Source organism: Anaerocolumna chitinilytica (genome assembly GCF_014218355.1).
In the GTDB taxonomy this organism is placed as follows: domain Bacteria; phylum Bacillota; class Clostridia; order Lachnospirales; family Lachnospiraceae; genus Anaerocolumna; species Anaerocolumna chitinilytica.
Window position 1 is genome coordinate 4,526,973 of record NZ_AP023368.1, and the last position, 15,892, is coordinate 4,542,864.

Genomic DNA, 15,892 nt, shown 5'->3' on the forward strand with positions numbered 1-15,892 from the left:
TGCTGTAGTGCAGTTCAAATTCGAAGGATTTAATTTATGAAAGTACAAACATTCCGCATAAAAAGCTGTTATTCAATTTGCCATTTGCGAATGTTCTTATCATTTCTCTTATCCTTTCAAAATTATTATTTCATGAACTTTTTTTAGTTTAACACACAAAAAAACACAAGTCAATAAAAATTGGAATTAAAAAAACTGCTACAACCGCCAATAACCAGCAATCATAACAGCTTTATCCTAGGATTAAATTACTTAAATTGATGATGTCCCAATCTGTAGGTATAACCATGTAATCTGCCACTGAAGAATAAATAACTTCCAAACTTCTTGGTCTTGCCGCCAACAGTAATGCTTTTCTGTCCGCTTAAAGCTTCTTTTGCAGCTTTTACACAGGCTTTTTCGTTCTGGGAAGTAAATTTACCGGAATCATATTCTGAAAGAGCTTTGTTTAAAGCACCATTTGTTACAGGTCCGAACTGATATCTCTGATAAATAACTGATTTTACGCTATCAGGAAAAGCTGCGGATCTAACACGATTCATTACAACAATACCAACTGCTAATTTTCCGTTGTATGCTTCTCCGCCGGCTTCACAATAGATTAATGCGGAGAGTAATCTTAATTCAGCTTTACTGTAATTTACGGTAGCTTTTACAGTAGCTTTTGCTGTAGTCTTTTTTGTAGTTGTTTTCTTTGTTGTTTTTACAGTAGCTTTGGTTGTTTTCTTTGTTGTCTGTTCTTTTGTTGTTGTGCTGACAGTTGCCTTATCATCCTTTACAGTAGCAGCATCTGCATCTGTTACATTACTTTGTTCTGTGGAAGTTGTTGTACTGTCGGCTACGGTTGTTATATTCGTATCAGCCAAAGTAGTTTGTGCATCGGCTGTTTTATCTATAGTCTCTGTATTTGATGTTGTAATCTGATCTTCTTCTGCTGCATATGTGTATATATTAGCAAAACCAGCTAAAAATATTCCCGCTAACATACACAATAGTAACTTTCTGAATTTCATAAAAGGCTCCTTGTTGTTGGCATCCGCCACATAATTTTTTCTTGCAAATTATTACGGGTTTTGAACAAGTGTTAATGACCAGTAATAATCAATTAATAATTATGTAACAATTATAACATACCATTTTTAGGATTGCAAGCCTTTATCTAACATTTTGTAATAATTCTGTAATCTTTTTGACGTAAACTTGACATTATCCGGAGGACATCCCTTAAAAAAAGTCTGTAAACCCGCTGTTTTCCTGTGTTTTATCCTCTGACACAAATAGGTGTTAACGATACATTTCTTTGTAATAACTTTGATAATCCCCGTTTGTAACTCGTTCCATCCATTCAGAATTCTCCAGATACCACTTAATTGTCAGGCGGATACCATCCTTAAAGCAAGTTTCCGGCTCCCAGCCAATTTCACTTTTAATCTTATCCGGTGCTATGGCGTAACGGCGGTCATGACCTTTTCTGTCAGCCACATAGTGAATCAATCCTTCGTTTATATGTGCTTTTCTGATATCATCTTCTGGCAAGAGTTCCTGCAGGGTTTCAAGAATCAATGAAATAATCTCAAGATTCTGTTTTTCATTATGTCCGCCTATGTTATATACTTCGAAAAGTCTTCCTTGTTCCATTACCATATCAATTGCCTTGGCATGATCCGCTACATAAAGCCAGTCCCTTACATTCTTGCCGTCACCGTATACAGGCAGCTTCTCTCCCTTTAAGCAGTTATTAATCATAAGAGGAATAAGCTTCTCAGGAAATTGGTAGGGTCCGTAATTATTGCTGCATCTTGTAATATTAGCCGGGAACTGAAAGGTATCCATATAAGCCTTTACCAGCATATCTGCTGAGGCTTTACTTGCCGAATAAGGGCTATGAGGATCCAGAGGGGTAGTTTCATAGAAATAGGTGTCTCCTTCTTCCAAGGAACCATATACTTCATCTGTGGAAACCTGCAGATATCTCTTATCTGCTTTATATCCGTCTTCTATCTCCCATGCGGTCTTGGCTGCTGTTAATAGATTCAGAGTTCCAAGGACATTGGTACTGACAAAAACTTCCGGATTACGAATGCTTCTATCCACATGGCTCTCCGCAGCAAAATGTACAACGCGGTCAATTTCATATTTCTGAAAAATTTCCAGTATGGCATCTTTATTTCTGATATCTGCTTTAATAAAAGTATAACCTTCATTATTTTCGATTGCTTTTAAGTTCTCAAGATTTCCTGCATAAGTCAAATCATCCACATTGATAATATGTATATCCTGTCCGTACTTTTCAAACATATAGTGTATATAATTAGAGCCGATAAAACCTGCTCCTCCTGTAACCAGATATGTTCTCATGGTTTATGCTCCCATTCTGCCGCAGTTTCCCGTAAGACGGCGGCATCCTTTCTACTGTTTTACTGCTTGCTTGCAAGTTTCTAATCCAAGTGCTTTCGCTCCTACTGAGCCTGAGTATCTAAATATTCTTTTAAGGCATCTTTCCAATTCTTCATATGGTAACCCATATCATTTAGTTTCTTTGTGCTTAGAACAGAATAAGGAGGACGTTTCGCAGCAACACGGTATTCCTCCGTGGATATAGGAGAAAGATTGACCTCTTTGCCTGTCTGTTTAAAGATTTCGGCAGCAAATTCATACCAGGTAGTTACTCCCTCACATACTGCGTGAAAAGTACCGACTTCATCCGTATCAATTAAAAATCCCAAAGTTCTTGCCAGTTCTAAGGCACTTGTCGGACAGCCATACTGGTCTGCCACCACTTTGATGTCTTTCCCTTCCTCCGCCAAACGGAGCATGGTCCTTACAAAATTCTTTCCTTCACCATAAAGCCAGGCAGTCCTCACTATCTGGTAATTATCACATATGTTCTTAACAAATTCTTCTCCCGCAAGTTTTGTACTTCCGTACACGCTCTTCGGGTCTGTTTCATCCTCTTCCTTATAAGCTTCTGTTTTCTCTCCGTTAAATACATAGTCCGTAGAGATATGTATAAGCCTGGCCTCTACTGCCTGCGCTGCCTCTGCTAAGTGCTTGGGGCCAAGGGCATTAATGGCGTAAGCTCTATCCTGGTCACTCTCACACAAATCTACCTGGGTATGAGCCGCACAGTTTATGATTATCTGTGGATTCAGCTCCTGAATCAGATTCATTACCCCCATTGGATTGGTGATATCTAACTTTATCGGGCAATAAGCAGAAGATTCCAAAACACAGGTATTAATCAATGTAATATCTTCTCTGTTCTTTAATAAATCATTGATTGCAATTCCCAGCTGTCCGTTAGCACCAGTTATCAGTATTCTGCGTTCCATATTTTTAACCTTTCTTTATTGTTTTTCAATACTCTCTAATCCACCTGCCGCTTTGTCCTTTTCTGACAGGATTATCTCCATACCTTCTTCTATGGGCCAATCGATTCCAATAGAAGGATCCTTATAATAGATTCCATCCTGGTCTTCCGGATGATAAAAATCCGAACATTTATAAACAAACTCCGCTTCTTCTGAGAGTACTAAAAAGCCATGGGCAAACCCTTTGGGAACAAAGAATTGCTTCTTATTCTCAGCACTTAAGAGTTCACCATGCCATTTCCCAAAGGTGGGTGAGCCTTTTCTGATATCCACAGCTACGTCAAACACCTCTCCCTTTATCACTCTTACAAGCTTTGCCTGAGGGTAATTAATTTGATAATGTAACCCTCTTAATACTCCTCTTCGGGAAGCAGATTGATTATCCTGTACAAAATCATCTGTAATTCCTGCATTTTTAAAGTCTTCGTAATTGTAGGTTTCCATAAAATATCCCCTGCTATCACCTAATACATTCGGCTCGATAAGAATCAACCCTTCTATACTTAATGGTGTAAATTGAAACTGTCCCATTCTATCCCCTTTCTTGCTGCTCCTACAACCCGTCTGCCACATCTATCAGATATTTCCCATAATCCGTCTTAAGTAAAGGCTGAGCTAATTTGAGCAGCTGCTCTTTGTCAATAAACCCTTGTTTATAAGCAATCTCTTCAATACAGGATATATAAAGGCCCTGTCTTTTTTGAATAGAAGCCACAAAATTAGAAGCCTCTAACAGGGAATCATGTCCGCCTGTATCAAGCCACGCCATTCCTCTGCCCATAGTTTCTACGTTTAATCTGCCTTTTTCAAGATATGCATTATTGACAGCGGTGATTTCAAGTTCTCCTCTGGCAGAGGGCTTAATGGATTTAGCGATTTGAACTACCTCATTATCATAAAAATATAGTCCCGGAACAGCGTAATTAGACTTCGGATTCTCCGGTTTCTCTTCAATAGAGATAGCCTGTCCTTTATCATCGAATTCCACAACACCATATGCTTTGGGATCTCTTACATAATATCCGAAAATTGTCGCTCCTTCTTTTCTTGAAGCTGCTTTATGCAAGGTATTGCTGAAACTTCTTCCATAGAAGACGTTATCCCCTAATACCAGAGCTACATTATCCTCCCCGATAAATTCCTCACCAATGATAAAAGCTTCGGCTAATCCTCTTGGCTCTTCCTGTATAGCATAGGAGAAGGACATCCCAAGCTCTGCTCCATCACCTAATAATTCTTCAAATACCGGCAGATCTCTTGGTGTTGATATAATAAGGACCTCTCTGATACCTGCTAACATTAACACAGATAACGGATAATAAATCATCGGTTTATCATAGATTGGAAGTATCTGCTTTGATACTGCCTTTGTTACCGGATACAATCTGGTTCCGGATCCCCCAGCCAAAATTATTCCCTTCATTTTCCGCTTTCCTTTCTCCCCGCTGCTTATGGTATACGGGCTTGCTTGCAACCCTCCCGGAAGAGGAGCATTACTTAAATCTTTTGCATTTTATATTTTTTTACCTTAACGGTTCTCGTTTTTTTATTTGTAATAAATTCCCATAAGCTAGTCTCTATAGTATTATAATATACTTTGACCTAATTTTGTACCCTTTTTTTACGGAAAAGCCGGGATTTACATCACATATTTCAGCAAAATGCTACAGTTCTTCAATAAAATCAGCATATTAACAGAAAAGAGGCTGTCACAAAATAAAGCCCAGCGGAGTATGATTTGTCTCACAACCGCTGGACTTCCTTTTACGACAGCCCATTTTACAAAAATTTATGCTTCTCTTCCGTACACTTCCATCTGTGTCAGAGCGGGAAAGGGAGAGGGGTCATCTGCCTTTATAAGGTGATGTAATACCAGCCACTCTATTTTCTTCTCTTTTAACACTAACACATGTGCCTTCTCACTCTTTTCCAGTTCCCAGTCCATTGAACTGCCATCGGAAAAGGTCAGCGTAACCCTCTGCCACCAGTTATCATGCGGAAAGTCTGCTCTTGTGTATAGGTATATTTTCTCGGCTATAATGCTTCTTCCAAATTCCAGTTTGAACTCCGCATCATCTCTTCTATTAATCCCCCAGGAAGAATAGGGCCATTCTCCATGGGAGCGGTTCTCTGTAATACCGTCTATTGCATTTTTTGCTGCAAAAACCGCTTCTCCTCTTGTCTCCACATTGGCTGTTCCATGAGGATAACAACCGGTATCTCCATGCTGGTCCATCTTATTTAACGCAAGGTTACGGTAGTTCCTCTTCTCTTCTTCAAAAGCTTCTTTAACTGTAATAAGATGAATATTTCCAGTAAAAGCTTTGGGAGAGATTGATAGTCTTGCGTCTCCAAATGGTATCTGATAAATAATTTCATTTCTTGTGATGTATACCGTGGAAGCTCCAATAGCATCATCAATACTGACATGGAGATTGCAATTCTTCATATCTGAATTGATAACTATTTTATCTCCCTCGTTGTATTCTTCCTTGTACACAAGATTGACTTCACTTTCTCCACTGCTGCAGGCAAGTAAACTCCCATCCTTATCTAATACTTTAAGCTCCAGCTGCATATATGCTTCCTACCATTCCTACCAGATTTTCTTTATAAATACACTTATAATAATTTTATTTTTAAAAAAATGTACCCGTTATACACATGGATTCTTAAAGCGGCTGTCTCAACCGGGCTGCTTGCCAATGTACGCTAAAATACCGCCGTCTACATATAATATATGTCCATTTACAAAGTCAGAAGCATCGGAAGCAAGAAATACCGCCGGTCCCATTAAATCCTCTGTCTTGCCCCACCTGGCGGCAGGCGTCTTAGAAATGATGAAATCATTAAAGGGATTACCCTTAACTCTTAACGGAGCTGTCTGGGGTGTCTCTATATAACCTGGTCCTATGCCATTACACTGGATATTGAATTCTCCATATTCAGAAGCAATATTCTTAGTTAACATCTTAAGTCCGCCCTTAGCCGCCGCATAAGCAGAGACAGTTTCTCTTCCCAGCTCACTCATCATTGAACAGATATTAATAATTTTACCATGCCCTTTTTTTATCATGGAAGGTATCACTGCCTTTGAAACAATAAAAGGGGCATTTAAATCTACATCAATTACCGCACGGAAATCTTCTGCAGACATTTCTACCATAGGTATTCTTTTGATTATTCCGGCATTATTAACCAAAATATCCACTACTCCCACCTGCGCTTCGATCTGTGCCACCATCTCGTTTACTTCATTCTCTTTGGTAACATCACAAACATAGCCATGGGCTTTAATTCCTTCTGCTTCATATGCCGCAAGACCTTTATCTACAAATTCCTGTTTAATATCATTAAAACAGATTGTTGCTCCCGCATCGGCATAACTTTTTGCTATAGCAAAACCAATACCGTAAGAAGCTCCGGTTATCAATGCAACCTTACCTTTTAATGAAAAAGTATCTAGAATATTCATTTCAAAACCTCCTTCAATGTTCATAAACTTCGATATACTGTTTATATCCGGTATTACCTTAATGTACCAAGGCTCACACCGTCCATATCATCGAAATCCTGATTTTCTCCAAGCATTCCCCAGATAAAAGAATAGGCTTTGGTGCCGCAGCCTGAGTGTATGGACCAGCTGGGAGAAATAACCGCTTGTTCATTGCGAACCACAATGTGTCTTGTTTCAATCGGTTCTCCCATATAGTGGAAAACCAGTGAATCTTCTGAAAGGTCCAGATACAGATAGGCCTCCATTCTTCTGTCATGGGTATGACAGGGCATAGTATTCCATACACTGCCGGGCTTTAAGCTGGTTAATCCCATCACTAACTGGCAGCTTTCAATTTGTCCCGGAAGAATATACTTCGTTATCGTTCTGTGATTCGACTGTTCCAGAGAACCAAGTTCAACACGTACACAATTTTCAGGTTTTATATGCACGGTAGGATATGCTTTATGTGCGGGAGCACTGTTATAATAGAACTTAGCAGGCTCATCCTTCTCTTTGCTGCTAAAGATAACCTCCTTGGCACCCATTCCGATATACATTCCATCCCTGCTCTTTAAGGTATATTCTGTACCATCCACTCTGATAGTGCCTTCTCCGCCTACATTGATTACTCCCATCTCCCGGCGCTGCAAAAAATATTCAGCCCGGATTTCTTCTCCCGGCGTAAGCATTAAAGAAGTAATGGGCATGGCAGCACCTATAATGATTCTGTCAATATGACTGTATACACTTGTGATTTCTCCCACCTTAAACAGATTCTCTACGAGAAATTCTTCCCTTAACCTTTCCGTTGTGTAGTACTTAACATCCTTTGGTGATGAAGCTGTTCGAATCTCCATTTATTTACCCTCGCTTTCTTTTCTATGAAAATCATAACCTATATTACCAAATATTGTATTAATAGTTATTTCTGTAAATCTCTCAAACTTACTTACAAACTGCTCTTATTGAAACTGTCCTTGTGGCTACTCTAAGTTTGTGAGTAGAAGTTTGTGAATTGAAGTGTGCAGGCATGAACTTGCATGTGAAACATAGTTTTCACACAAGCTTTATAACAAGAGTATATCATACTATTTATACGAATTCCTGTCATTTCCCGCTTCAAAACTTGATTATATTGAACTGCCTTGTTATAATTGAAAGGAGCTGATATGCACTTTTGTTCTTACATCTATTATTTAACCAGAAAGGAAAGTTCATCCATGAAAGAAGTCACCTCCTGCAAAGAAGCAGTAGAATCCTGCATAAGCCAAAAATACTTTGCCGTGGCACACCTGTACCAGGAAGAAAAGCCCATGAATATGCATATTCACGACTGCTATGAAGTGTATTACTCGATCTCCGGCGGAAGGCAGTTCCTGATTGATGACCGCTTCTATCAGATACAGCCGGGTGATGTCTTTCTCATCAATAACTATGAAAGTCATTACCTCTCACAAATAGACAGTATGGTTCATGAAAGGATTGTTCTCTCCATTCATCCTGATTATGTTAAAGAAATATCTACCCCGTCAACAGATCTGAACTATTGCTTTTCCTACAGAGAAACCGGATTTTCCCACCGAATCTCTCTTGATAAGGAACAGCAGCAGCGTTTTCTTTACTTTATTCATAAAATTACAAGTCCTGGAGGTTTTGGCACGGATGTTCTGGAAAGAAGCGCATTTATGGAACTGCTGCTATTCCTGAATAAGGCTTTCTATGCGAATTGCAGCCAAATCGTCGGAGATGAGGACTATAAATACAATGTGCAGGTAGATCAAATCCTGGTATATATTAATCATAATATCAGTGAACCTATTACCATTGAGCATTTATCCAGGCAATTCTTCTTAAGTGAGTCCTATATCTGCCGGATATTTAAAGCAGCAACCGGCACTACTATTAATAAATACATTACTGCCAGAAGAATTACTATTGCCAAAGCACTTTTATCCGAAGGAAAGACTGTAAATGAAGTCTGTGAAGAAAGCGGCTTTCATGATTACAGTAATTTCTTAAAATCCTTTACAAAAGCAGTGGGAATATCTCCGAAGAAATATTCCCAGTACAGTACAAAATAATATTCTGTTGATTCAGGCTTATTGTTGCCATTTACAAGTCTGTAAGTGACTAGGCCCTATGCTCAGGATGATGGGATAATCTTTGCCTTGCAATCATTGGCAGTATACCGCCATTACGGTAATATTCCCACTCTACAGGGGAGTCTATTCGAAGATTCACTTGAAAAGTAATACTATTGCCATCCTCCTTTAAGGCAGTGGCAAAAAGCGGGATATTCTTATCTTCCTCTACTTGGAAGGAATAAACTTCCTCTCCGGTAAGACCAAGACTATCTGCTGATTCACCTTCTATGAATTCATAGGGAAGCACTCCCATCATAACCAGATTGGAGCGATGTATCCTCTCAAAGCTCTCAGCAAGAACTGCTTTAACACCCAAAAGAGCAGTTCCTTTGGCTGCCCAGTCCCTGGAAGAGCCCATTCCATAATCCTTGCCGGCTATAACTAGTAATCCTCTCTTCTCCTGTTTGTATAACAACGCAGCTTCGTAGATAGACAGAATCTCACCTGTTTTATAATATTTTGTAAAACCGCCTTCTACACCTTCTGCCAATTGGTTTTTAATACGTATATTCGCAAAGGTTCCCCGCATCATTACTTCATGATTTCCTCTTCTGGAACCATAGGTATTAAAATCTTTTATTGCAATCCCTTTTTCCTGCAGATATCTGCCTGCCGGCGTATCTTTCCCAATGTTACCCGCCGGGGATATATGATCTGTTGTAACAGAATCTTTAAACTTAGCCAGAACACGAAGGTCCTTTAACTCCTTCTCTGTATTTCTGGTATGAGCCAGTGATTCAAAATAAGGCGGATTACGAATATAAGTCGATTCTTCTATAAAAGAAAAAGTGTCTGTCCCTTCGCTCTTTAATGCCTGCCAATTTTTATCTCCCTGCCATACTTTCTCATATCTATCCTGAAACATCTCTTCTTTTATTGCAGAAGCTTTTACTGCTTCAATTTCTTCTGAGGTTGGCCATATATCTGCTAAGAATATCTTACGGCCTTCTGTGTTTATGCCTACAGGCTCTTTCGAAAAATCAATTAATATAGTTCCTGCAAGGGCATAGGCTATTACCAGTATGGGAGATGCCAAAAAGTTTGCTTTTATCAAAGGATGAATTCTTCCTTCAAAATTCCTGTTACCGGAGAGAACCGACACGGTAAGCAGATTCTCTTTTGTGATTACTTCCTCTATCTCTGGCAGTAATTTACCTGAGTTTCCAATGCAGGTAGCGCAGCCATAACCTACAACATGAAATCCAAGCTGTTCTAAATATGGTGTAAGCCCTGCTCTAGTCAGATAATCACTAACAACCTGTGATCCCGGTGTCAGAGAAGTCTTGACATATGGCGGAACCTGAAGTCCCAGCCCGACTGCTTTTTTTGCCATTAATCCGGCGCCAAGCATTACATTGGGATTCGAAGTATTCGTACAAGAAGTAATTGCAGCCAAAACGATATCCGCTGTGCCGATAGCAGCTGCTTTTCCATTGATAGTGAGCTTTGCTTTCTTTTCAATTTCCTTCTCCGTAAGTCCGTAGCCCAAGTTTCCCGAATTGTTCGTTATACATTCTTTAAAATAGTTTTTTACCTGCTGTAATGGCACAATATCCTGCGGACGTTTCGGTCCTGCCAGAGAAGCTGTTACAGAACTTAAGTCAATTTCAATTTCCTTTGTATATTCAATTTCCTGATTATCATCCCTTACAAATCCGTTTTGACTTAAGTAAGCCTTTATCCGGTCTGCTTCTTCCGTCGGCCTTCCGGTTAATAAAAGATAGCGGTAACTTTCTTCATCAAAAGGGAAATATCCGCAGGTGGCTCCATATTCCGGTGCCATATTAGCAATTGTAGCACGATCCGAAAGAGTCAGGTGCTTAAGTCCTTCACCATAGAATTCTACAAACTGCCCTACTACACCAACCTTTCTTAATAATGCGGTAACTGTCAGCGCAAGGTCAGTTGCAGTAGCTCCTTCCTGTAATTTTCCTACGAGTTTCACCCCAACTACTTTAGGCAGCATCATAAAGGAAGGCTCTCCAAGCATAATTGCTTCTGCTTCAATTCCTCCGACACCCCAGCCCAAGACACCAAGGCCATTAATCATCGTGGTATGGGAATCTGTTCCCACCAAGGTATCGGGAAACAAAAATACCTCTCCCTTTTCTTCTTTCATTGTTACCACCCGTGCCAGGTACTCAAGATTGACCTGATGTATAATTCCCATTCCAGGCGGCACTACACGAAGCTTCTTAAAGGAACTCTTGGCCCACTTCAAGAACTCATATCGTTCCTGGTTCCGTTCAAACTCTAACTTCACATTCTCAGCAAGAGAAGTTTCCTGTCCATATGAATCCACCTGTACAGAATGATCTATTACCAGCTCTACCGGTATTTCAGGCTCTATATTAATGCTATTTTTATCTCCCTTAGGTGCCTCTTTTACTATATTCTTTATTGCAAGGCCCATAGAAGCCAAATCCACCAGTACCGGTACTCCCGTAAAATCCTGAAGCAGTACTCTGGAAGGCATAAAGGGGACTTCATTTTTTTCTATATTTTCTTTTTTCCAGCCTGCAAGCCGGTAAATATGTTCTTCTGTAATTCTGCTGCCATCAAACTGTCTGATAGCTCCTTCTAATAAAATCCGGATTGTAATGGGCAACTTTTCTATAGAGTAACCTTCTTCTTTTAGCGAGTTGATGCTATAATAAGCATAGGATTTTCCCCCATGAGTAAAGTATCTCAATGCTCTTTCTTTTATATTTTTCCTCATAGTGTCTCCTTTCACGCATATGCTTCATTTTTCATTATGTTAACACGATATTTCCCATTCTACAAGAAAATATGTATGAAGTGTAAAATAAAAAAAGACCTTCAATATTAGCAAGTGCTATACTGATAGGTCTTTGTAGCTTATGCCTTAGCCAGTTTCTTTCCTAATTCAAACAAGACATCTAAGGTATCCTCATCTGCTTCATTTAAGCAGGTAACGCCTTCGCCGCCTACTATTTCAGCCCCGGAATCTTTCAGCCTCTGTTCCCAGTCACGCATCCATTCACAATTGCCCCAACCATAGGAACCAAACAATGCTATCTTCTTGCCCTGAACATATTGTTCAAGTTCTGCCACAAAAGGCTCCATTGCCTCTTCCTCCAAAACTTCAGCTCCCATGGAAGGGCAGCCAAGTGCAAGAACCGCATCCTCTTTTAGACTTTCAGCTTTTACACTGTACACCTCTGATACATTTGCTTCTTTCCCGCCAGCTTCAATACCTTCTCCCAGCTTTTCAGCCATTGCTTTCGTATTACCTGTACCACTCCAGTACACAACATTGATTTTGCTCATAAACAATCCCCCTTAAAGTATTATTTGCAATGTTCACCTAAAATGTCCTTTAAAGCACAAGCACTGCTGCTATGGCATCTCTCCACGATTGTAGAGTCCTCATCCACTGCCTTTAAAGCTGATACCACCATCTTATGGGACACAGTATTGGTGAAAAGTATCAACAAATCAGGACTTCCAACCTGAGTTCTAAAATTAGCAGGCATCTGTGTAAAAACCTTTGCCTTACAATGATGCTGCTTGCATATCTCTTTATAGGTACAGACCATTCTGTCATGGCCACCTACTATAACTACGCTCATATGGTCACCTCTCTTATAATCTTTTATGATAGAATATGTATTCATTATGTTCTTATTTTGCGACTGATATTCATTATCGTTTTGTATGTAAAAAGATTACCATACTTTATACCTATTAGGCAAGTATTATTTTTTATTTTGATAATTTTTCTTAACATCCTAAAAGAATATTTAAAGAACACTTCACTATATAAGCAATTGTTCTGAAATACACCGATTTTGACGGTAACAACTGGCAGAACCCTTATTATGAAAACTGGAAGTCAAATAAGAAGTATTTCAAACAGCCCTTTCTTTGTTAATTAAACATAATAATGATAACGTAAAAAGAAACCTCAAGGTTTAAATGCTAAATAAACAGCATTTAAACCTTGAGGCCATTTTTATATATAATAGTTTATTAATCTATATCTGACTGTGCGTACACAGTGTATACAATACTTTTTTAGAACCTGAAATCTCTTTTACCTTCATGTACCTGAACCAAATAATCCTTTGCTATGGTCTTCACCTTTTCATTGGTCACTCTCTCGATTTCTTTTTCAATCAAGGCTTCACCTTTATGCTTGGTATCCTCTGATGCATAGTCTTCCAAATACTCCTTTAAAGTCATCAGGGCATTTGGCTGACAGCAATTTGCTATCTGTCCGGACTTCACAAGCTTCATAAAACGGTCACCGGTTCTGCCTTCCCTGTAGCAGGCGGTACAAAAGCTTGGGATAAAGCCCATATCCAACAGCCAGTTAACAACCTGATCCAGAGTTCTCTTATCTTCAACATCGAATTGCTTGGAGTTGTCGTCTTCCTCTTCTTCCTCCGCATAGCCGCCTACGCTGGTCCTGGAACCTCCGCTTAACTGGCTGATTCCAAGCTGCAGAACTTTCTCCCTGGTCTTTTTGGATTCTCTGGTGGATACAATCATTCCGGTATATGGTACAGCAATACGAAGAATTGCAACAATTTTTTCAAACATTTCATCTGAGATGGAATTATCAAAATCTCCCGGATTAATGTCCTCTGCCGGGCGGATTCTTGGAACACTGATAGTATGAGGTCCTACTCCAAGAGCTGCTTCCAGGTGTTCTGCATGCATCAGCATTCCTACAAAATCATAACGGTAAAGATTGAGACCGAATAATACTCCCAGTCCAACATCATCAATGCCTGCTTCCATAGCCCTATCCATGGCTTCTGTATGATAAGCATAATTATGCTTCGGTCCGGTAGGATGAAGTTTTTCGTAACTTTCCTTATTATAGGTCTCCTGGAAAAGAATATAGGTTCCGATTCCGGCTTCCTTTAACTTCCGATAATTTTCATGAGTAGTGGCTGCAATATTGACATTTACCCTGCGAATTGCTCCATTCTTATGCTTAATAGAATAAATCGTATTGATACATTCCAGAATATATTCAATTGGATTATTAACCGGGTCTTCACCGGCTTCTAGGGCCAGACGCTTATGTCCCATATCCTGTAAGGCAATAACTTCCCGCTTAATCTCTTCCTGGGTCAGCTTCTTTCTTGCAATATGCTTGTTCTGATGATGGTAAGGACAGTACACACAGCCATTTACACAATAATTTGACAGATAGAGAGGTGCGAACATAACAATGCGGTTACCATAGAATTTATCTTTGATTTCTTTGGCAAGCTGATACATTCTTTCATTTTCTTCCTGTAAATCACATTCTAAAAGAACCGCTGCCTCTCTATGGCTGATGCCCTTCATATCCTTTGCTTTTTCAATAATGCTGTTAATTAATTCCTTATTGCTTTTATTTGCCTTGGCATACTCCAGGGTATCATTAATTTCTCCATCATCAATAAATTCTTCTGCTTTTTTGGATTTTACATCGTACATACGTTATCCTTCCCTTCTGCTTCAAAAATATAGGGGATAAAATCTCCTCTGGCGGTTACTATCTCATGACCAACACTTAACATCCTTCGCTGGAGACAGGCCCTGCATTCGGCTGCTTCATCTCCGGTACATATTTTATTATCATAGAGCTCATACTGCTTTCTTACCCTAACCGGTGATAAATTGGGCATTACTACATTAGCCCCCCAGGATATGCCTTCTTCTCTGCCCTTTGGATGAATAGTACCAAGAGCTGTCGTTGCCGGAATCAATCCATTGGGTATCATAAGTCTGATGATTGCTATCAGTTTTAGGGTTAGTTCGTAAGAACCCTTTGAATAGTCTTTAAAAGGAGTATCATGATGAGGAAGGAACGGACCGATTCCCACCATAGCGGGTTCTAATTCTTTAATAAATGCCAAATCCTTTGCAATACACTCCGCTGTCTGAAAAGGAGAGCCTACCATGAAACCCGTCCCTACCTGATAACCTAATTCCTTTAGATTATAGAGACACTGCTTTCTCGCACTAAGGCTTAAGCTTTCGGGATGAAGGCTTTTATAATGTTCCTCATCCGCTGTTTCATGCCTCAGAAGATACCTGTCAGCTCCTGCTTCTTTGAAACGCTTATAGGACTCATAACTTTTCTCTCCGATAGAAAGAGTAATGGCACAGTCCGGAAACTTTTCCTTTATACTCTGACAGATTTTTACGATGTCATCATCGGAGAAGCGTAAGTCTTCGCCTCCTTGCAATACATAGGTGCGAAAACCTAAACGGTATCCTTCCTCACAACAAGACATAATATCTTCTAAGGACAGGCGGTATCTTTCTGCATTTAGATTACTTTTTCTGATTCCGCAATAATAACAGTCATTCTTACAGTAATTTGTAAACTCAATCAATCCTCTTGTAAATACCTTATTACCATAAAACTGCTGTTTTACCTCAAAGGCTTGTTCTTTCAGATAAAGAGCATCTTCCTCTGTCATTTCCTTTATTAGTATTGCAAATTCCTCCGGTGATAAGTTCCTATTCCTTTTTAAGCTATCAATTAATTCCTTCATCTTAATCCTCCAGCGCATCGAGGTGCACTTATTATATTTAAAAATCATTTTCTAGGGGATTCAAATACTCTAATAAAAAATCCTTATGTCAAAGGATCCTAAGGTATCCCCTGGCATAAGGATTCATAATTTGCAGCTATCACCGCATATAACGACAGTATTGCCGAAAATGCCGGTTCTAGAGACTATCATGATGCTTCTGCCTTCTCAATCGGGGCGGACCCTTTTAATCAGTACATACTTATCTTTTTGTATCTTTCTTTATTATACTACCACTTTGTTAAATAGTAAACAATTTTTATCAATAAAGTGGATTATACTAGAATGAAATTTGTGGGAACGGACGATGAGGAG

At 39.4% G+C, this 15,892-nt stretch carries 14 protein-coding genes; 1 reads left to right on the forward strand and 13 read right to left on the reverse strand.

Features of this window, described 5'->3' with window-relative positions; genetic code table 11:
• Positions 1 to 248: 248 nt before the first annotated feature.
• The 8 genes from bsdcttw_RS19765 to kduI form a co-directional block, all read right to left on the reverse strand.
• On the reverse strand, positions 249 to 1,013 hold the full coding sequence (locus bsdcttw_RS19765; RefSeq protein ID WP_185256521.1) for a cell wall hydrolase: 765 nt from the start codon (positions 1,011 to 1,013) through the stop codon (positions 249 to 251).
• A 271-nt stretch (positions 1,014 to 1,284) separates the two neighbouring features.
• Positions 1,285 to 2,358, reverse strand: a complete 1,074-nt coding sequence (gene rfbB, locus bsdcttw_RS19770) for a dTDP-glucose 4,6-dehydratase (RefSeq protein ID WP_185256522.1) — start codon at positions 2,356 to 2,358, stop codon at positions 1,285 to 1,287.
• A gap of 101 nt (positions 2,359 to 2,459) precedes the next feature.
• Positions 2,460 to 3,332 carry a dTDP-4-dehydrorhamnose reductase gene (gene rfbD, locus bsdcttw_RS19775; RefSeq protein ID WP_185256523.1) on the reverse strand — a complete coding sequence of 291 codons (873 nt, stop codon included), beginning with the start codon at positions 3,330 to 3,332 and terminating at the stop codon, positions 2,460 to 2,462.
• Positions 3,333 to 3,347: 15 nt separating this feature from the next.
• Positions 3,348 to 3,902, reverse strand: coding sequence for a dTDP-4-dehydrorhamnose 3,5-epimerase (gene rfbC, locus bsdcttw_RS19780; RefSeq protein WP_185256524.1), 555 nt, complete (start codon positions 3,900 to 3,902; stop codon positions 3,348 to 3,350).
• A gap of 22 nt (positions 3,903 to 3,924) precedes the next feature.
• Positions 3,925 to 4,794, reverse strand: a complete 870-nt coding sequence (rfbA, locus tag bsdcttw_RS19785) for a glucose-1-phosphate thymidylyltransferase RfbA (RefSeq protein ID WP_185256525.1) — start codon at positions 4,792 to 4,794, stop codon at positions 3,925 to 3,927.
• A 366-nt stretch (positions 4,795 to 5,160) separates the two neighbouring features.
• Positions 5,161 to 5,949, reverse strand: coding sequence for a carbohydrate-binding protein (locus tag bsdcttw_RS19790; RefSeq protein ID WP_185256526.1), 789 nt, complete (start codon positions 5,947 to 5,949; stop codon positions 5,161 to 5,163).
• A gap of 108 nt (positions 5,950 to 6,057) precedes the next feature.
• Positions 6,058 to 6,846 (reverse strand): gluconate 5-dehydrogenase, encoded by a 789-nt coding sequence (locus bsdcttw_RS19795; protein WP_185256527.1) that lies wholly within the window; start codon positions 6,844 to 6,846, stop codon positions 6,058 to 6,060.
• A gap of 53 nt (positions 6,847 to 6,899) precedes the next feature.
• Positions 6,900 to 7,727 (reverse strand): 5-dehydro-4-deoxy-D-glucuronate isomerase, encoded by an 828-nt coding sequence (gene kduI, locus bsdcttw_RS19800; RefSeq protein WP_185256528.1) that lies wholly within the window; start codon positions 7,725 to 7,727, stop codon positions 6,900 to 6,902.
• Positions 7,728 to 8,090: 363 nt separating this feature from the next.
• Here kduI and bsdcttw_RS19805 point away from each other — a divergent pair, with 363 nt between their 5' ends.
• Positions 8,091 to 8,951, forward strand: a complete 861-nt coding sequence (locus tag bsdcttw_RS19805) for an AraC family transcriptional regulator (RefSeq protein WP_185256529.1) — start codon at positions 8,091 to 8,093, stop codon at positions 8,949 to 8,951.
• A gap of 49 nt (positions 8,952 to 9,000) precedes the next feature.
• On the opposite strand, the gene acnA is transcribed toward bsdcttw_RS19805, so the two are convergent.
• The 5 genes from acnA to hydE form a co-directional block, all read right to left on the reverse strand.
• Entirely contained in the window at positions 9,001 to 11,733 is a 2,733-nt protein-coding gene (gene acnA / locus bsdcttw_RS19810; protein ID WP_185256530.1) for an aconitate hydratase AcnA, read from the reverse strand.
• Between the two features lie 140 nt (positions 11,734 to 11,873).
• Positions 11,874 to 12,305, reverse strand: coding sequence for a flavodoxin (locus tag bsdcttw_RS19815; RefSeq protein ID WP_185256531.1), 432 nt, complete (start codon positions 12,303 to 12,305; stop codon positions 11,874 to 11,876).
• Between the two features lie 20 nt (positions 12,306 to 12,325).
• Positions 12,326 to 12,607: a DUF2325 domain-containing protein gene (locus bsdcttw_RS19820; RefSeq protein WP_185256532.1), complete on the reverse strand. Its 282-nt coding sequence runs from the start codon at positions 12,605 to 12,607 to the stop codon at positions 12,326 to 12,328.
• Between the two features lie 445 nt (positions 12,608 to 13,052).
• Positions 13,053 to 14,471 carry a [FeFe] hydrogenase H-cluster radical SAM maturase HydG gene (gene hydG, locus bsdcttw_RS19825; RefSeq protein WP_185256533.1) on the reverse strand — a complete coding sequence of 473 codons (1,419 nt, stop codon included), beginning with the start codon at positions 14,469 to 14,471 and terminating at the stop codon, positions 13,053 to 13,055.
• Positions 14,459 to 15,538, reverse strand: coding sequence for a [FeFe] hydrogenase H-cluster radical SAM maturase HydE (gene hydE / locus bsdcttw_RS19830; RefSeq protein WP_185256534.1), 1,080 nt, complete (start codon positions 15,536 to 15,538; stop codon positions 14,459 to 14,461). Before hydE ends, hydG begins: the two co-directional genes overlap by 13 nt.
• Positions 15,539 to 15,892: the final 354 nt, after the last annotated feature.